Genomic DNA, 18338 nt, shown 5'->3' on the forward strand with positions numbered 1-18338 from the left:
GTGAGCGCGTAGGGGTGATAGGGGGGCGGGTAGTAGTGCGTTGCGCCGTCCGGTGCAGGGGTCAGGGGCATACGCGTCAGGCATGGGCCTGTGCGTGGTGCTCTCGCGAGCGTTGCGGGTGCGGGTTCGCTGTGGCTGGTCGCGCTGTTCCTCGCGCCCCTTGGGGGGGTGGGGGGTACCGTGCGTTTTTACCTGCGGGAGCGTCGTGGTTGCTCGCACCGTTCCCCGCGCCCCTCAAGGGGTGAGGGGCTGCGTGCGCTTGAACCTGCGGGAGCGTCGTGGTTGGTTGCGTCGTTCCTCGTGGCCCTTGCGGGGTGGGGGGTTCCGTGCGCTTGAACCTGCAGGAGCGTCGTGGTTGCTCGCGCCGTTCCTCGTGGCCCTTGCGGGGTGAGGGGTTCCGTGCGCTTGAACCTGCAGGAGCGTCGTGGTTGTTGCGCCGTTCCTCGTGGCCCTTGCGGGGCTAGTCCTCAGGGGCGTGCTGCTCCCGGAGTTCGATCTTGCGGACCTTTCCCGAGACCGTCATCGGGAAGGTGTTCATGATGCGCAGGCGGGTGGGGGCCTTGTAGTGGGCCAGGCGGTTCTCGCAGAAGGTGCGCAGTTCCGCCAGGGTCGGCGGGTCCTCGGGGTCGCGTGGGATGACGCAGGCCAGTACCTCCTCGCCGTACCGCTCGTGCGCCACCCCGACCACCTGTACGTCGGCGATCTTCGGGTGCGCGTACAGGAACTCCTCGATCTCGCGCGGGTAGATGTTCTCGCCGCCCCGGATGATCATGTCCTTGATCCGGCCGACGATCTGTACGTAGCCGTCGTCGAGCATCACCGCCAGGTCCCCGGTGTGCATCCACCGCCCCGCGTCCACGGCCTCGGCCGTCTTCTCGGGCTCGTCCCAGTAGCCGAGCATCACGCTGTAGCCCCGGGTGCACAGCTCGCCCGCGGAGCCACGCGGCAGCGTCACCCCGGTCGCCGGGTCGACCACCTTGACCTCGATGTGCGGCAGGACGCGCCCGACCGTGCCGGTGCGGTGCTCCAGGTCGTCGTCGCGGCGCGTCTGGAGGGACACGGGCGAGGTCTCGGTCATGCCGTAACAGATGGACACCTCGGCCATGTGCATCTCGGAGACCACCCGTTTCATGACCTCGACCGGACAGGGCGAGCCCGCCATGATGCCGGTCCGCAGGGAGGAGAGGTCGTACTCCGCGAACTCCGGCAGGTTCAGCTCCGCGATGAACATCGTCGGTACGCCGTACAGCGACGTGCAGTACTCCTCCTGCACCGCCCGGAGCGTCGCCGCGGGCTCGAAGGAGGGCGCCGGAATGACGATGCAGGCGCCGTGCGAGGTGGCCGCGAGGTTGCCCATGACCATGCCGAAGCAGTGGTAGAACGGCACCGGTACGCAGATGCGGTCCCGCTCGGTGTAGGCGATCGACTCACCTACGAAATAGCCGTTGTTGAGGATGTTGTGGTGGGAGAGGGTCGCTCCCTTGGGGAACCCGGTCGTGCCCGAGGTGTACTGGATGTTGATCGGGTCGTCGCAGGACAACTCGGCTGCCAGCAGCGGAAGTCGCTCGTGCAGTTCCGGGGTGGCACGGTCGAGCAGCGCGTCCCAGGTCGCGTCGCCGACGTACACGGTCTCCCTCAACTCCGGGCACGCGCCGCGCACTTGGCCGACCATCGCCCGGTAGTCGCTCGTCTTGTGGCTGAGTGAGGCGAACAGCAGTGAGATGCCGGCCTGCTTGAGGACGTACTCGACCTCGTGGGTGCGGTACGCGGGGTTGATGTTCACCATGACCGCGCCGATGCGGGCGGTGGCGTACTGGACGAGCATCCACTCGGGGCAGTTGACCGCCCAGATGCCCACCCGGTCGCCCTTGGCGATGCCGCTCGCGAGCAGCGCGCACGCCAACCGGTCGACGTCCGCGGCGAAGCGGGCGTACGTCCAGCGCCGTCCCGAGGGCAGGTCGACGAGCACCTCACGGTCCGGCCAACGGCTCACCGCCCGGTCGAGGTCGGCCCCGATCGTGTCCCCGAGCAGGCCGGTGCCGCTCACCCCGTGCGCGTACGACAGGTCGGTGCGCGTCCGTTCGGTCACCGGATCGCTCGTCGGGCCGGTCGTCAAGCCGGTCGTCGGAGCGCTCATCGGGTCGGTCATCGGAAGTCCTCCTCGCGGTACTCGGCCTCGGAACCCGCCGCCGTGGCCTCGCGCAGCTCGATGCGCCGGATCTTCCCGGAGACGGTCTTGGGCAGCTCGCCGAACTCCAGCCTGCGGATGCGCTTGTACGGCGCGAGGGCCGTGCGCGAGTGCTCGAAGAGGACCTTCGCGGTGTCGGGGCCCGGCTCCCAGCCCTCCGCCGGCACGATGTACGCCTTCGGGACCGCGAGCCGCAGGTCGTCCGGCGCCGGCACGACGGCGGCCTCGGCGACGGCCTCGTGCTCCAGGAGCGCGCTCTCCAGCTCGAAGGGGCTGATCTTGTAGTCGCTGGCCTTGAAGACGTCGTCGCTGCGGCCCACGTACGTGATGTAGCCGTCGGCGTCGCGCGAGCCGATGTCACCGGTGCGGTAGTAGCCGTCCGCCATCGCCTCGGCCGTGCGGTCGGGGTCGCCGTGGTAGCCGGTCATCACACCCACGGGCCGCGCGGACAGGTCGAGCGCGATCTCGCCCTCCGCCGCGCCCGGGGCGCCCGTCACCGGGTCGAGCAGTTCGACGCGGTAGCCGGGGCTCGGCCGCCCCATCGACCCCGTCTTCAGCTGCTGACCGGGGCTGTTGGACACCTGGACGGCCGTCTCGGTCTGACCGAAGCCGTCCCTGATCGTGACGCCCCAGGCCCTGCGCACCTGCTCGATGACCTCGGGGTTGAGCGGTTCACCGGCGGCGACGACCTCGCGCGGGGGCGTACGCAGCCGGCTCAGGTCGGCCTGGATGAGCATGCGCCACACGGTGGGCGGCGCGCAGAACGTCGTCACCCCGACCCGCTCGATCTCCGCCATCAGCCGGCCCGCGTCGAAGCGCGTGTAGTTGTAGATGAAGACGGTCGCCTCCGCGTTCCAGGGGGCGAAGAGGTTCGACCAGGCGTGCTTGGCCCAGCCGGGCGAGGCGATGTTCAGATGCACGTCACCGGGCTTGAGGCCGATCCAGTACATGGTCGCGAGGTGGCCGACCGGGTACGAGACATGGGTGTGCTCGACGAGTTTGGGGCGGGCGGTGGTGCCGGAGGTGAAGTAGAGCATCAGCGGGTCGTCGGCCCGGGTGGGGCCGTCCGGCGTGAAGGGCCCGAAGGCGCGCTCCTGGACCTCCTCGTAGGCGTGCCAGCCCGCGCGCCCACCGCCGCCGGCACCCGCCGCCCCTGTCGCCGACACCGCGATACGGGTGTAGTCGCCGGGCACCTCGTCGAACTTGGCCGTGTCCTCGGCGCGCGCGACGACGTGCCGGACCCGGCCCCGTTCGACACGGTCGCGCAGGTCGGCCGGGCCCAGCAGGGGGGTGGCGGGGATGACCACGGCGCGCAGTTTCATCGCGGCCAGCGCGGTCTCCCACAGCTCGGCCTGGTTGCCGAGCATGACCAGGATGCGGTCCCCGGCACGGACACCCAGCCCGCGCAGCCATTCCGCGGCCCGGTCGGAGCGCATGGACAGCTCGGCGAAGGACAGCTCGATCTCGCAGCCGTCCTCCTCGACGATGTGCAGCGCGGTCCGGTGGTTGCCGGCCGCGATGACGTCGAACCAGTCGAGCGCCCAGTTGAAGTACTCCGGACGGGGCCAGGAGAACCCCTCGTAGGCCGTGCCGTAGTCCTCGCGGTGCGCCAGCAGGAAGTCCCGCGCCGCACGGAAGCTCTCCGTGGGCGTGGAGTGGGCCGGCGTCGTCGGCGGCGTCGTCATCTGTCCTCCTCGGTCCCGGACCATTGCCGGGCGGCTCTCCCCCATCGTGTAATCCGTGATGCGGGTCTCACTACCCCCGGACGGGGGGTGCGTGACGGTGAAGGGACGAGTACGTGGCAACTGGCGGCGCCGATACGGTGGAGATGCGCGGCGCGCTGATGCGGCTGCGGCGGGAGACGGGGCTCGCCGTCGCCTTCGGCGGGCTGGTCGAACCGGGCCGCGCGCAGGTCCGTATCAGCGAGCTGAACGGCACGACGACGGCCGCTCTGAGCGCGCTCGCGGTGTCCTCGGGCAACGGTCTGGGCGGCAAGGCGGTCGCTCTCGCCCGGCCGTGCGCGGTGACGGACTACTCCTCGTCCCGGCGGATCAGCCACGAGTACGACGTCGCGGTCGCCGCGGAGGGGCTGCGCTCCGTGCTCGCGGTGCCCGTCGTCGTACGCCGCCGGGTGCGCGCTGTCCTGTACGGCGCCCTGCGCTCGGCCCAGCCCCTGGGCGACCGCACGCTGTCCGCGGCGGTGGAGGCGGCCCGGGACATGGAGCAGTCACTGGCCGTACGGGACGAGGCGTACGGCCTGCTGGCGGCGGCCCGGGAGCCGGGGCCGCCCGGGGGGTCGGAGAGGCACCCGGGGGCGCAGGGGGCGGAAGGCATGGCCTGGGAGCGGCTCCGGGAGGCGCACGGTGCGCTGCGCGCGCTGGCCCCGCGCGTCATGGACCCGGCGCTGCGGGCCGAGCTGCTGTCGGTCTGCGAGACGCTGGCGGCCTCGCCGGGACCGGCGCGGTCGGCCGGAGCGGCGCAGTCGCCGGGATCGGTCCGGTCGGCGGGATCGTTCCGGTCGGCGGGGCAGATCCGGCTCACCCCGCGTGAGCTGGACGTTCTCAGCTGTGTGGCCGTCGGCAGGACCAACGCGGGGGCCGGGGAGCGGCTCGGGCTGCGCGCGGAGACGGTGAAGGCGTATCTGCGGTCGGCGATGCGCAAGCTGGGGGCCCATACGCGGCTGGAGGCCGTGGTGGCGGCGCGGCGGGCGGGGCTGCTGCCATGAAGGTCCGTACCACTCCGCGTGTTTCATACATGTGCGGGTGCCATGAAATCCCGTATACCGAATCTCTGTTATTTCCCTCACGGTGGAACCCCCCGAAATTCAGGGCCTCTTTGCATAATATTGTTCCGGACACGACTTGAGGGGAGCGGTGCGCGTGCGACGGGATTTCGAAGAGCCTGTCAGACCCCGTTCCGACCAGGTCATCGGGCGGGAGGAGCTGCTCGTACGAGCACGTGGCCAGCTCTCCCGAGGGGGCAGCCTCCTCTTGCACGGTCCGCCCGGAATAGGAAAGTCGACCGTCCTGCGGGCAATCACTGCGGAATACGCCGAATCAGCCCGGACTGTGTTGCGTTGCTCCGCGACCGAGTCCGAATCGCATCTCCCGTTCCTGGCACTGGTCGATCTGCTCGGCCTGGTCGCCGACGAGGTCGCGGACGCGCTGCCAGCCCCGCAGCAGGCCGCGCTCGAAGCGGCCCTCACCGGGCGTGCGGAATCGTCCCTGCACCAGGACGGCCTGGCGCTGCGGCTCGCCGTCCTCTCGGTGCTCCGCGCGCTGGCGGCCAGGGGGCCCGTCCTCCTCGTCGCCGACGATCTGCAGTGGCTGGACGCCCCCAGCGCCGAGCTGCTCGCGTTCGCCGCCCGGCGCCTCGGCGGTATGCCGGTGCGGATGCTCGGCGCGGTGCGTACCGGAACGGAACCCAAAGAGCAGGAGCATGACCCGTATCTACGCGCGTATCCGCCGGAGACGCTGGCCCTGCGGCTGTCCCCGCTGTCCCGGCCGCAGGTCTCCGAGCTGCTGACCGCCCGCGGCCACAACGGGCTGCGCCGCTCGACCCTGCGGGACATCCACCACACCAGCGGCGGCAACCCCCTGTTCGCGCTGGAGATCGGCCGCGCCCTCGCCGAGAGCCCCACGCCGCCGAGGCCCGGCGAGCCGCTGCCCGTGCCGACCTCCCTGCGCGCCCTCGTACTCAGCCGTCTGGAACTGCTGTCCGCCGAGGCCCGGCAGACGCTCCTGGTGGCGAGCGCGGGAGCCCGCCCCACCCAGTCTCTGCTGGAGTCCGCGGGCCGTCCGGACGCGGAGGCCGAGATCGCCCTGGCCGCCTCCCTCGGACTGGTGGCGGCGCAGGGTCCGGACGGCCACGGCCCGGACGGGCAGGAGGGCGCGGTGCGCTTCGCGCACCCCCTCGTCTCGGCCGCGCTGTACGCCCAGGCCGCACCGCAGGACCGGCGGGCCGCCCATGCCGCCCTGTCGACGGCCGCCTCCGAGCCGATCGAACGCGCCCGGCATCTCGCACTGGCCACCACCGGCACCGACGAGCAGGTCGCCGAACGGCTCTCCGAGGCGGCAGCCCTCGCCCGGGACCGCGGCGCGCCCTCGGTGGCGGCCCAGCTCGGACTGCTCGCCGCCCGGCACACCCCGGCCGACAGCCCGGTCGGCGCGGACGAGCGGCGGCTGCGCTCCGCCGAGGACGCGCTGACCTCCGGCGAGATCGACCTGGCCCGCGAGGTGGCCCGCGACGTCCTGGAACGCGCGACGGACCCGGCCGCCCGGGTCCGCGCCTGGATGGTCGTGATCGACGCGGCCGGGCAGGCGATGGCCGACGTCGAGGCCGTGTTCCCGCAGGCCCTCGCGGACGCGGGCGAGGACCCGCGGTTGCTGGCACTGGTCCGCTACCAACTGGCATGGCGGGCGCTCCTCGTGGAGGGCGCCATGGGCAAGGGCCGCGAGGAGGCCGCCCGCGCGGCGCGGCTCGCCGCCACCGCGGGCGACCGCAGCACCGAACTGCTGGCCCTGTCCTTCCAGGCCCAGATGGAGACCCTGATGGGGCACCCCGCGGCCCCGGTGACCCTGGAAAAGGCCCTCGCGGAACCGCAGGACCTGCGCGTGGCCGTCGACCACAACGGCGCCGGCGCCACCCGCTTCCGCTGGCTGATCATGAGCGACCAACTCACGGACGCCCGGGTCTCGATCACCCGACTGCTCGGCGAGGTACGCAGACGCGGCATCGTCGAGAGCGAGGTGCACTTCCTGCGCGGGCTCGCCGAGACCGAACTGCGCTCCGGACACTGCGGCCGGGCCCTCGACCTCGCCCACGAGAGTCTGCGGCTCGCCCGGGACACCGGGATCGGCGAGGCCGCGGGCAACATGTTCACCTCGCTCGCCGAGGCCGCGGGCGGCGATGTGCACCGGGCACTGGTCCTGGCCGGGGACGCGGTGCGGCGGGCCGAGGACGACGGCGACCTGATCTACCTCTCCCGGGCCCTCGGCGCGCTCGGGCACGCCCAGCTGGTGGCAGGGGACGCGGCCGGCACGGTCCGCTCACTGCGCCGGGCCCGGGAGTCGGAGCAGCGGCTCGGCATCTCCGATCCGGCACGGGGCCGCTGGCACGGCGACCTCGCCGAGGCGCTGGTCCTGGTCGGCGAACCGGCGGAGGCGCAGGACGTCATCACCGCCACGCGCGAGCACGCGGTACGGCTGCGGCGGGCGAGCGTGCTGGCCGTACTGGACCGGGCCGAGGCCCTGGTGAAGGCCGCGACCGGTCACCACGAGGCGGCCGTGCAGCAGTTGACGTCGGCGCAGGACCGGCTGGCGCAGCTCGGCTACGGACTCGAAGAGGCCCGCGCCGCGTTCGCGCTGGCACGGCTGCGCGCGGAGCAGTCGGGGCGGGGCTCGTACGACGAGGCGGCACGGCTGTTCCGGCGCTGCCGGGCCATGCCGTGGCTGCGCCAGCTGGACGCGGTCGCCGCGGCCGACGCCGCGCCCGCCGCGGCGTCTCCCGGTGTCTCCGCCCCCGCCGCGCCCGAGTCGGTGCTGCCGCATCTCGACCGGCTGGCCTCGACGGAGCGTCAGGTCGCGGCGCTGGTCCTGGAGGGCGCCACGAACCGGGAGATCGCCGCGCGCCTGTTCATCAGCGTGAAGACGGTAGAGGCGACACTGACCCGCGTCTACCGAAAGCTGGGCATCCGCTCCCGGGTGGACATCGTGCGCTTGGCTGCGGGGCAGCACCGGGGCGAGTGAACTCGCCCTCGCTGGCGAAGAGTTGCGCGCTTCTGGGAGCGGGGGTGGCTGCGTCGCTGCCCGTGCGGGTCAGACCAAAAGATTGCGCCGTTCCCCGCGCCCCTATAAAGGGGCGCGGGGAACTGCGCGACCGGCCCCCACCGGGCCGCCGTCGACACACAACGCCCGGCCCGGGGCCAACGTGACCGAGGGTTATCCCTCGGTAACCGGCCGAGGGAGTTCCCTCATTGGGAACACCCCCGCCCCACTCCTACCGTGGACCCACCCCACAGGCCGTCGCACCACCCCACAGTGCACCCCCCACCGGCACTCCTGAGGAGATCCATGTTCGGGCTCACCTTTGCCAAGAAGGCCGCCGCCGTCACCGCGGCCGTCGCCGCCGCCGCGACCACCTGTCTTCTCGGCGCGACCACCGCAAGTGCCGCCCCCGCCCCCATCGTCGGCGGCACGACGACCACGGCAGCCGCTTACCCGTACGTCATGCAGATCACCACCGCCTCGCAGAGCCAGTTCTGCGGCGGCACCCTGGTGTCGGCCACGAAGGTCGTCACCGCGGCCCACTGCATGGTCGGCGAGACCCCGAGCGGCATCCGCGTGGTCGGCGGCCGTACCTACCGCAACGGCACCAACGGCACCGTCGCCCAGGTCAGCAAGATATGGATCAACCCGAGCTACACGGACGCCGAGGAGGGTGACGACGTCGCCGTCCTGACCCTGTCGACGTCGATGCCGTACACGCCGATCAGCTACGTCTCCGCCTCCGAGACCAGCCTGTACACGGCGGGCACCACCGCCCGCATCCTCGGCTGGGGCACGACCAGTTCGGGCGGCTCGTCGTCCAACCAGCTGCGCACGGCCACGGTCCCGACCGTGTCCAACTCGACCTGCTCGTCGGCGTACGGCTCCTCGTACATCTCCTCCGACATGGTGTGCGCCGGCTACACCTCCGGCGGCGTGGACACCTGCCAGGGCGACAGCGGCGGCCCGCTCATCATCGGCGGCAAGCTCGCCGGTATCACCTCGTGGGGCTACGGCTGCGCGGACGCCGGCTACCCGGGCGTCTACACCCGTCTGACGACGTTCTCCAGCCTGGTGACCACGCAGGTCAACTCCTAGCCGAGGGATCGGCCCCGAGTACTCCCTGAGGTCAACTCAGGTAGAGCCAGGGGGCGTTGCGGGCCTCCACGAGCGGCCCGCAACGCCCCCTGTCCATATGCCCGGCACTCCCTGGGCACCCGCTCGTCAGCCTCGTACGACGGTCCCGAACCGGATGTCGTACGAGGACGAGGGCGAGGCCGGCCCGCTCAGCACGGTCAGCATCCGGGTCGCCTCCTCCGTCACCTCGGCGCGCTGCCGGTCCGTGAGCGTGCCGAAGGGCTCGACGGTGAGTACGGCCCGTCCGCCGGTCTCCTCCAGCCGCCACACGCCCGCCAGGAACCCGTCGACGAGCAGGGTCGGGTAGGCCTGATTGCCGCGCCAGGTACGGCCCTTGTAGTCGGCGGACACCACCCGGGAGCGGTCGGCGTGCGAGAGGAGCAGGTTGTCGAACTCGGGCAGCAGACGCGCGGGGGCCGGGGTGCCGGCGTCCGGGCGGGGCGCGTCCGGCAGGTCGAAGAGCTCGACTCCGTGCTCGTCGGCGAAGGTGACCAGCTGCGGCCGCAGCCGTTCGAAGGCCTCGCGCAGCCGGGTCAGACCGGCCCAGGTCTGCATGTCCTTGACGGAGGCGGGCCCGAAGGCGGCGAGGTAGCGCAGGACGGTGGCGTCGGGCGCGGGAGCCGGTTCGGACGGCCTGCCGAGCCAGTGCTCGGCGGTGGTGAGCGCGACCTGCCCGCTGCGCCCCCACAGCCCGCGCGGGGTGACCTGGACGAGCGGCAGCCGGCAGCGGGCGGCGATCGCGAGGGCCGCGGGGTCGGCGTCCGGCCACTCGGTGAGCAGCACCTCCCGCAGTTGCTTCATCGTGCGCGGCTCGGCCTCGACCAGCTCCCGGCTGATCGCGGCGAGCCGGTCGAGATCCACTCCGGCGAGTCCTTGGCGAAAGCCGTACAACTCCCTTTCCCTGGCGGCCTGTACGAGCGGCCGCAGCGTCAGGCAGTCGTCTGCGGTGTGGGTATGGATGGTGGACCGCATCGTCACGATGCGGACGACCTCCCGTGCTTCCATGGCGGCCGACAGCTCCTCGGGCGCGAAGCCCTCCAGGCGGGCGGCGAGCGCGTGGTACGGGGGCTTCACGTTCTGCGCCTGGAGACCGACGAGGTGTTCGACGGCGCCCTTCGCGGACAGGCCGGCCCGGCGCAGGAGCAACTGCCGGGAGAGGGTCGCACGGTTCAGCTCGCGGACGCTCAGCACGGGAGCGGTCGAGGTCTTCGTCATGTTCGGCACGCTACCGGCCCCTGCGGACACCTTCTGTCCGCCATGGTGCCGAGCCGCTCCGGCCATGTGGCCCGTATATCCTGCCGGTGATCGACAGGACGTCCGACAAGGCGTCCGGCAAGGCAGACGACACGACAGCCCACAAGCCGAACGCACGAACAAACGTGCGACACGTACGACACGGAGGCAGCCGCGATGCCGGAGCGCCGAGCCCGCCCCGTACCGGCCACCAGGGGCAACCGGAAGCCGATGTGGCGACGCGCCGCACCTCCGACCACCGAGCCCCCTTCGAGCCCTCCGGCGCCCGGCCCCGCCGCGGCCGACGTGAAGACGGACGCCGTGGAGCCCGGCAGCGTCGTCCAGGCGGCGCTCTACCGCGACGGCGTCCGGGTCGCGACGCCCGCCACCCTCGCGGAGACCTTCCGTGAGCTGCGCGAGCAGCCGGACGGCATGGCCTGGATCGGTCTCGCCCGTCCCACCGAGGACGAGATCCTGTCCCTGGCGGCCGAGTTCGACCTTCATCCGCTCGCCGTCGAGGACGCGATGGAGGCCCATCAGCGACCGAAGCTGGAACGGTACGGCGAGACGCTCTTCGTCGTCCTGCGCGCGGCCCGCTACCTCGACGCGTCCGAGGAGGTCGACTTCGGCGAACTGCACGTGTTCCTCGGCCCCGACTTCCTCATCACGGTCCGGCACGGCGCCGCCCCCGACCTCTCCGCGGTGCGACGCCGCATGGAGGAGACCCCGGAACTCCTGAGCCTCGGCCCCGAAGCGGTGCTCTACGCGATCCTCGACGCGGTGGTGGACGGTTACGCACCGGTCGTCTCCGGCGTCCAGAACGACATCGACGAGATCGAGACCGAGGTCTTCGGCGGCGACCCCTGGGTCTCGCGCCGCATCTACGAACTCTCCCGCGAGATGGTCGAGTTCCAGCGCGCCACCCGCCCCCTGGTCGGCATGCTGCACGGCCTGATGGCGGGCTTCGCCAAGTACGGCACCGACGACGAACTCCAGCGCTACCTCCGCGACGTCGCCGACCACGTCACGCACACCAGCGAACGCGTGGACGGCTTCCGCCAGGCCCTCACGGACATCCTCACGGTCAACGCCACCCTGGTCACCCAGCAACAGAACGCGGAAATGCGGGCGTTGGCGGAAGCGGGCTTCGAACAGAACGAGGAGATCAAGAAGATCTCATCCTGGGCGGCGATCCTGTTCGCCCCCACCCTGGTAGGCACGATCTACGGCATGAACTTCACACACATGCCCGAGCTTGGCTGGACCTTCGGATACCCCTTCGCCATCGGCCTGATGGGGGTTGTCTGCGGCAGCCTGTACGTGATTTTCAAGCGCCGCGACTGGCTCTAGGCCGGGCAGCAGCCCCTCAAGTCCTTCGCTTGGTCTGCTCTCGCACCTCCCGAAGTCAGAGCCATAACGGACTCTGGGGAGTCGGCCCGCGGTCGGGATGTAGCGCGGTGCCTGGCACGTCGTCAGGATGCAGGATGAACAGCGTGGCGTCGTAGTTGATCGCGTAGGTGCCCTGTGCCACCCGCGGATCTGCGATGCGATGGCCGGTCAGGTGATCGCCGGCCGGGGATGCCTGTGATTCCTGGCGGCAGGGCACTCTCCCTACGAGGAACAAGTGCCGGCCCCAGCTGGGTGGACAAGGACATTCACCGACCCGAGGTCGTGTGCGGCCATCGTCGACCGGCTGAACGAGCGCGATGCCGCGTGCGCCGCGTACGTGGAGCAGGCACCTCTAGGCAGTCTCGTTTGGATCATGAAGGTGAGCTGTTGCTCGGTAGGATTGATGGGCCGAGAGCAACGTTCTACCCACGGAGGTTGGTGACGGGTCCCGGTTGGCAGGTGCGCCGGAGGAACGGTGATACCCCTCGCCGCTACGCCGGGCCGGTTGCCTGATTCACAAGCTGCGCCGGGCGGGGGTGAATGAGCTAAGTCCGGCGTCGATAAGTTGGGCTGCGCGTTGGACGTCGGCGCTGACCTCATCGTGCAGTTCCTCGGAGGTCCGGGCGCGATGCAGGTGCCTGCGCAGCGCCTGGAACTGGACGGGCCACAGCGCGAGCAGGGCGGCCGCGGCGATCTGGGGTTCAGGATCGTCCGGGCTCATCCCAGTACGCCGGGCCAGGATTTCGGCGGCAACGGCGACCTGCTGGTCGGTCATGTCGCGCTGATATGCCCGCAGGGACGGGGTCGATCGGATCAGCATGCCGAAGCGAAGCAGAACAGCCTTGGCCCGGGTCCAGTCGTCCTGCGCCGTCAGCCAGGATGTGAGGCCCGCCAGTTGGCCGGACAAGATCTCCAATACCGCCTCGACCGGCGACAGGTCCGGATCGGCCAGTGTGGTCCGCAGGGAGATCAACGTGGTTTCGCCCAGGTCCAGGACAAGGGATTCCTTGGTGGGGAAGTAGTTGAACACGGTCTTCTCCGACACCCCGCAGGCGTCGGCGATCTCCGCGACACGCACAGCATCGAAGCCCCGGTCCATGAACATCTCGGTGGCCGTGTCGGACAGCTGCTGCCGCAGCAGCCGTTTCTTGCGCTCCCGCAGCCCCTCGGCTGCAGGCTCCTCTTCGCGGCCCTGCAAGGCCGTCCAGTTCACGGTGCGCGTACTCATCACCGAAGCATAGCCCGGTCAGGCTGCATTATTCTGTTACTGTAATTTTACAGCGACTGAACTTTAAGCCGTACTTGACGCACCCCTCCCTGAGGAGCCCTCCATGAGCGCCATCCACATCGTCCGCGAGTACCCACACCCACCCCAGAGCGTCTGGCGTGCGGTCACCGATCCGGAACTGATCCCGCTGTGGACGGCCACCGGCGCCGGCGCTCGGCCGGAGGGCTTCGCCACCACGGTCGGCACCACGTTCAGGTTCATCGCGAAACCGAAGCCCGGCTGGAGCGGCGTCGTGGTGTGCAAGGTGTTGGAGGTGCGCGAGCCTGCACTACTGCGCTACTCGTGGCAGGACGAAGGTGGCGGCGAGGTGACCGAGGTCGCCTACCGGCTCGAACCGCACGGCAACGGAACACGCTTCACCTACGACCACACCGGCTTCACCGGCGCCGGAGGCTTCTTCATGGCCAAAATCCTCGGCTCCGTCCGCACCAAAATGCTCACCACTGGCCTGCCCGCCGTGCTCAACGACCTCGACGGCCAAGGCACCCTGCACCCCGAAAACCCCTGAACCCCAAGCGGCTCCAAAATCCAACCGGGGAGCCCGGTCGTTGAGCACGCGAGGCCGCCGTCAATTGCCGGACGGCCGGTGACCGATTGCTCTGCCGAGGGCAGCGGTAATGTCTTTCGGCTTGCCGATGTCGTCGATCTTCGCCTGCACCGCGGGTGTGACCGATGCTCGTCCCGCACTCCATACGACCGGTTGCACCGGAAGGTCCTCATACCCGGTCACACCCATTTCCCCGATCGTCCGGCCACGCCCCTTCGGGGGGATCCGTACGTATCTACTGTCCACGAGAGCGGCCATCATGAAACTCCCGGTGGCGAATCCGAACTGTTGCTTCAGCGACCATTCCTCGATGAGGCCGTACTTCGCTTTCTTTTCGTTGAAGCCAGTCTGACTGACGGCCTCCTCCTCCGTGGGGACCTCGGTGCGGCCGGGATTTGCGGCGGCTCCGCCCATCGACTTGTTGGCGTAGATCCGGTCCGCCTGGAACAGGCTCGGGCCGCGGAAGATAGCCAGCTTCGGCTCCCGGATGTCCCCCTGTCCGTCCTCTCCCAGTTGGTTCGCTATCCTTCTCGCGACCGTTTCGATCTCCGTGCGCAGTGTCGAGTCCGCGGTGATCTTCATGCTGAGCTTGGCGTATATCTCCCTGTTGTCCTCCTCCCGCTTGTCGGCTTCGGCCAGGAGGAAGTAGAAGGCCATGATGACGTCATCGCGCTCATAGGTTTGCTTTGGACTCCGCGCGGCCTCCACAACCACCTTCCTGAAGAGGCCTCTCCAGGCGTCCAAAGTAGTGGGGTCTCTGCTTATCAGTTCGATGTGCCCCTGTTTCATCCAGGTGTTGAACAGTTCACCGGTCTGGCTGGCGCCCACTCTCTTGCCCCGGTCGTCGATCAGTCCAGGACTTTTTGTCGCTTTGGCTGTTTTTCCCAAAGAGGAAGGTGCTACGGAATTTTTTTCGGTGGCGAGTGCTTTTTTCTCGAGCGTCTTTTCTTTCTGTTGCAGAGATTTCTCCTCCAGGACCGGGGACTGCGCCGGAGGCCCGGAGGGGGCGCCCTCCTGCCCCCCGCCGCCCGGTGTCAGAGGTCCGCTCTCCGGTGCGGTTTCGCTCATCGGTCCTGTCCTGTCCCGTTGTCGCCCGCGCGGTCACCGGTGTTGACGGCGGCATGGTCGATCTGGTTGACGATCTGCGTGGGCATGAACAGCGTGCGAAATGCCCGGGCGCGGCGTTCGTCGCCGTCGCGGGCGATGTCCAGGGCGACCTGGAGGCGTTCGGCTTCGCGTTCCTTGAGGAGGTTGTCGGCGGCTTGGGCGCGCAGGGCCTGTTCCTGCAGGCCGGTGGAGTAGGCGTCGAGGCCCTGCCCTTCGCCGAGGAAGGCGTCGACGGTCATGCCGTCGGTGCGCATGACGTGGTGCTCGGCGGCGGTGACGATGCCGGGCAGGGTGATGGTGCGGCCGTCAGGGGTGGTGTAGGTGCTCGTGTAGGTGGGGTCGACGGCCGGGGCGAGGCCGGTTCCGTCGGGTGCCTCGGTTCGGACGAAGCCCGGGTGGGTGTTCCCGGCGAGGTCACGGGTGCCGGCGACAAGGGCAAGGATCTGTTCGCGGACCGCGGTGACCTGTGCGTCGCTGTTCAGGACGCGGTGCAGGAGAGAGTCCATCTCCGCCAGCGGTACCTCTTCGCGGGATTCGTTGTGGCCGCTGAAGAACGCGACGCGGACGTCGACCAGGTGCAGGACGGCCGCGTACTCCTGATTCATCTGCCGGAAAAGGAAGTTCAGGGTGCGGCTGGTGTTGATGTTCTCGATGGTCCGCTCGACCGCCGACTCCTCGCCCTCCTCCAGCTTCATGTCCATGCTGGTGTCCACGGTCACCTCGCGGCGTGCGGAAGCCTTCGCGGCGTTCTTCCCGACCGCGCTGGTGAGGTTCTTCGCGAACTCCTGCCGGGCGGAGGTGTTGCTGCCGGCGACGCCACCGCTGACCGAGGCGCTCGCGCTGCCCCAGCCCCAGGAGCCCTTCGCGGACGCGGAAGCCTGAGCGTTGTACTCGAAGCTCTTCGACGAATCGGCGGAGTTGCCCTGCTCGGCGGTGACGGCCTGCTCGAACTCCCGCTCGCTCTCGTCGCTCGTGGAGTCCAGCACCGACGACGTCGACTGGATACTCTGCGAGGACCGTTTGTAGGAGCTCACCCGCATCGTCGTGCGCTCGCCGGGCAGCAGGGTGAATGTCTTGATCACCCTGCCGGGTCCGTAGTGCAGCGGTACGGAGGTGAGCTGGTAGGTCTCCACCAGGAGCAGGCGCGGTCCGGTGTAGCGGGCGTCCGGCACAAAACGGAATATGTACGCGCCGCTGCTCGTCCGCGTCGCCGTCAGCTGACGGCCCTGGTGCATCTCCGCCACGACCGCGTCGGCGTCGACGTTGCCCAGCGCATCGCGTAACGCCTGTGCAGAAACGCCGTCCGTAGGGACGCTCAGCAGCGGAAACACCTCCGGGGAGCGGATGCCCACATCCCGCAGGGCCAGGAACGCCTGCCGCACCCGGCTGGACGACAGGGCGGGCGGCATGGTGCGGCACGGCGGCGTGACCTGTCCGGTGACGGGGTCCTGGTAGCCCAGCACGTACGCCTGCTTGGTGACACTGCGCGGCCACTGCTCGTTCTCCGCGGTGGCCGGCAGGGGGCGGGGTGCGAGGGTGAAGGCGAGCAGTCGGCCGCCGAGGAGTGTGGACGCCGGCTCGCCCAGGTCGAGGTGGAAGACAAGCGGGTTGCCGTCCAGGCTCATTCGGATGTGGAGTATCCGCCCGCTGTACGACGTGAGCGGACCCGCGGTCGCCGTCACGGGAGGGCCTCCGTTGAAGTCCACCTGGTTGATCAGCTGCTGGTCCTCCGTCATCACCTGAACCAGGAATGGAAGGGGTGTCGAAGCCTGTGCCGACAGCCGGAACGAGTTCGCCGGCACGTCTGCGCGGCGTTCCAGCCGGTAGGTCACGCAGAGCACCTGACGCCACGCGTCTTCGGGCACGTCGAGTTCCAGCACGTGGTTGCCCTGGAAACTCGTGGTCTCCGCAACCGCCTCGGACACGCCCTCCAGCAGCCCGGCAAACAGATTCTCCATGGTCACGATCCCCGCTCCGCACCGCGCGTCGTCCCTGCCGGACCAACGCCATGGCGAGGAATATGCCCGCGGCACGCCTGTCGATCAAGGACAGGAACAGCCAACTCGGGTCTCCTTGTGCGCGTTGCGTAACGCACCCGTGACGCCGGCCCGCTTGCACTCGGGCACCGGAACCGCAGGTGAAAGCCCTGCGCAGGTGGTGCCGGGACCCGGCAGCATCGTCACACCTGTTACCGGCCCGTCCCACCCCCTGTCTGAAACCGGTCAGGGTGATCAGGTTCTCCGCATACCGCAGGACCGACCCATGGCCAGCCGTGCCGATGACAGGCTTCGTATGCCGTCCGGCCGCCGCCGCGCACTGACGCGGCGACGGCCGGAAGCGCGAAGACCGAGCCCCTCCCCCGGATGCCCGGTCCTCGCGGTGCCCTCCTGGCGATGCGCGGCGCGGGAGCTGTTCGCCGGGCGCGCCAAGAGGATGAAAGGGCTGGAGCCGCACAGTCGGTGGTGCGGCTCCAGCCCTGGTTTCAGCAGTCAGCCACCACCGGGCCCGCGCCGTGAACCCCACCGGGCCGACGAGTTCCGGCACGAACTCGCGGCGGATCCAGAAGCGCGCCGCGAGTTCTTCGAGCAGCGGCACTCGTCGTGGGACACACGGTTCGCCATGTATCCGATTCTGCGCGTGGACAAAACGGTGGGCAGAACCGGCCTTCGCAGCCGTAGCGGTTCAGCCGGCGAGTTCCGTGCCCCGCCGGCCGCCGGTGACGGCGGGGCGGGGAGTCTCGTCGACGTGGAGTGTGAAGACGTCGGGGCGGGCGTAGTGGCCGGTGGTGTCGAGGTCGAAACGGGCACGGGCGAGGTCGTCGAGGTCGAGCACGGCGGTCAGCATGCCCTCGCCGTCGCGCAGCGGACCGGCCAGGATCTCGCCGAGCGGAGAGACGATGACGGATCCGCCGCCGATCAGGACGGTGTCGGGTGCGTCGCCCTGGACGGGGTGGAGATCGGCGGGCAGGGCGTCACGGCGCAGGTACTGGCTGGCGCTGAGGACGAAGCAGCGGCCCTCCAGGGCGATGTGGCGCATGGTGGCCTGCCAGGCGTCGCGGTCGTCGACGGTCGGTGCGCACCACAGGTCCACGCCCTTGGCGTACATCGCGGTACGGAAGAGTGGCATGTAGTTCTCCCAGCAGATGGCCGCGCCGATGCGGGCGGCGCCGGTGTCGATGACGGGAAGGGTGGAGCCGTCGCCCTGGCCCCACAGGTACCGCTCGGCGGCGGTGGGCATGAGCTTGCGGTGCAGGCCCAGGTAGCCGTCGGGGCCGAAGAAGAGCGCGACGCAGTACAGCGTGCCGCCCTGGCGCTCGACCGCGCCGACCACGGCGTGGCAGCCGAGCTCGCGGGTGACGGTGGCCAGGGCTTCGACCTCCGGCCCGGGGACCTCGATGGCGGCGGCATGGTAGCGGCGGAAGAGGTCGCGGCCGGCCGGGGTGCGGCTGCCGACCGTGATGCCGAAGTCCAGGCCCTTGGGGTAGCCGCCGAGGAACGCCTCGGGGAGCACGACGACCTCCGCGCCGCGGCCGGCGGCCTCGCGGATGAGTTCTTCGGCCCGGGTCACCGCGGCCGGGGTGTCGAAGAGCGGGGCGGCCGCCTGGACGACGGCGGCGGTCACGGTGCGGCTGGGCTGGGGAGAGGCAGACGTCATGCTGCGACGGTAGGAACCGACCTGCCCATC

At 70.1% G+C, this 18338-nt stretch carries 12 protein-coding genes; 5 read left to right on the forward strand and 7 right to left on the reverse strand.

Annotation, left to right across the window (positions count from 1 at the left end; all coding sequences use genetic code 11):
* Positions 1-460 precede the first annotated feature (460 nt).
* Together ACZ60E_RS14650 and ACZ60E_RS14655 are read right to left on the reverse strand one after the other, a co-directional pair.
* Positions 461-2149, reverse strand: coding sequence for an AMP-binding protein (locus tag ACZ60E_RS14650; protein ID WP_469440543.1), 1689 nt, complete (start codon positions 2147-2149; stop codon positions 461-463).
* Complete coding sequence (locus ACZ60E_RS14655; RefSeq protein ID WP_469440546.1) at positions 2146-3873, reverse strand: AMP-binding protein; 1728 nt, start codon at positions 3871-3873, stop codon at positions 2146-2148. Before ACZ60E_RS14655 ends, ACZ60E_RS14650 begins: the two co-directional genes overlap by 4 nt.
* A gap of 113 nt (positions 3874-3986) precedes the next feature.
* Between ACZ60E_RS14655 and ACZ60E_RS14660 the strand changes: the two genes are divergently transcribed.
* From ACZ60E_RS14660 to ACZ60E_RS14670, 3 genes are all read left to right on the forward strand, one after another.
* Positions 3987-4913, forward strand: coding sequence for a helix-turn-helix transcriptional regulator (locus ACZ60E_RS14660; protein ID WP_384799448.1), 927 nt, complete (start codon positions 3987-3989; stop codon positions 4911-4913).
* 154 nt (positions 4914-5067) lie between these two features.
* Positions 5068-7935: a helix-turn-helix transcriptional regulator gene (locus ACZ60E_RS14665; protein ID WP_469440548.1), complete on the forward strand. Its 2868-nt coding sequence runs from the start codon at positions 5068-5070 to the stop codon at positions 7933-7935.
* Between the two features lie 324 nt (positions 7936-8259).
* Entirely contained in the window at positions 8260-9051 is a 792-nt protein-coding gene (locus ACZ60E_RS14670; protein WP_384799454.1) for a S1 family serine peptidase, read from the forward strand.
* 126 nt (positions 9052-9177) lie between these two features.
* Here ACZ60E_RS14670 and ACZ60E_RS14675 read toward each other — a convergent pair whose 3' ends face one another.
* Positions 9178-10305, reverse strand: a complete 1128-nt coding sequence (locus tag ACZ60E_RS14675) for a winged helix DNA-binding domain-containing protein (RefSeq protein ID WP_469440551.1) — start codon at positions 10303-10305, stop codon at positions 9178-9180.
* 195 nt (positions 10306-10500) lie between these two features.
* Between ACZ60E_RS14675 and ACZ60E_RS14680 the strand changes: the two genes are divergently transcribed.
* A complete protein-coding gene (locus ACZ60E_RS14680) occupies positions 10501-11673 on the forward strand; it encodes a magnesium and cobalt transport protein CorA (RefSeq protein WP_469440552.1) in 1173 nt (390 codons plus the stop codon).
* A gap of 553 nt (positions 11674-12226) precedes the next feature.
* On the opposite strand, the gene ACZ60E_RS14685 is transcribed toward ACZ60E_RS14680, so the two are convergent.
* A complete protein-coding gene (locus ACZ60E_RS14685) occupies positions 12227-12940 on the reverse strand; it encodes a TetR family transcriptional regulator (RefSeq protein WP_469440554.1) in 714 nt (237 codons plus the stop codon).
* Between the two features lie 103 nt (positions 12941-13043).
* Between ACZ60E_RS14685 and ACZ60E_RS14690 the strand changes: the two genes are divergently transcribed.
* The gene (locus ACZ60E_RS14690) at positions 13044-13508 is read left to right on the forward strand and encodes an SRPBCC family protein (RefSeq protein WP_469440556.1); all 465 of its coding nucleotides are present in this window, start codon (positions 13044-13046) and stop codon (positions 13506-13508) included.
* Positions 13509-13568: 60 nt separating this feature from the next.
* Here ACZ60E_RS14690 and ACZ60E_RS14695 read toward each other — a convergent pair whose 3' ends face one another.
* From ACZ60E_RS14695 to ACZ60E_RS14705, 3 genes are all read right to left on the reverse strand, one after another.
* On the reverse strand, positions 13569-14615 hold the full coding sequence (locus tag ACZ60E_RS14695) for a hypothetical protein (protein WP_469440558.1): 1047 nt from the start codon (positions 14613-14615) through the stop codon (positions 13569-13571).
* Positions 14612-16612 carry a hypothetical protein gene (locus tag ACZ60E_RS14700; RefSeq protein ID WP_469440559.1) on the reverse strand — a complete coding sequence of 667 codons (2001 nt, stop codon included), beginning with the start codon at positions 16610-16612 and terminating at the stop codon, positions 14612-14614. Before ACZ60E_RS14700 ends, ACZ60E_RS14695 begins: the two co-directional genes overlap by 4 nt.
* Positions 16613-17336: 724 nt before the next feature.
* Positions 17337-18308, reverse strand: coding sequence for a nitrilase-related carbon-nitrogen hydrolase (locus ACZ60E_RS14705; RefSeq protein WP_469440561.1), 972 nt, complete (start codon positions 18306-18308; stop codon positions 17337-17339).
* Between the last annotated feature and the right edge of the window lie 30 nt (positions 18309-18338).

This window comes from Streptomyces sp. NPDC102514, from assembly GCF_055584525.1.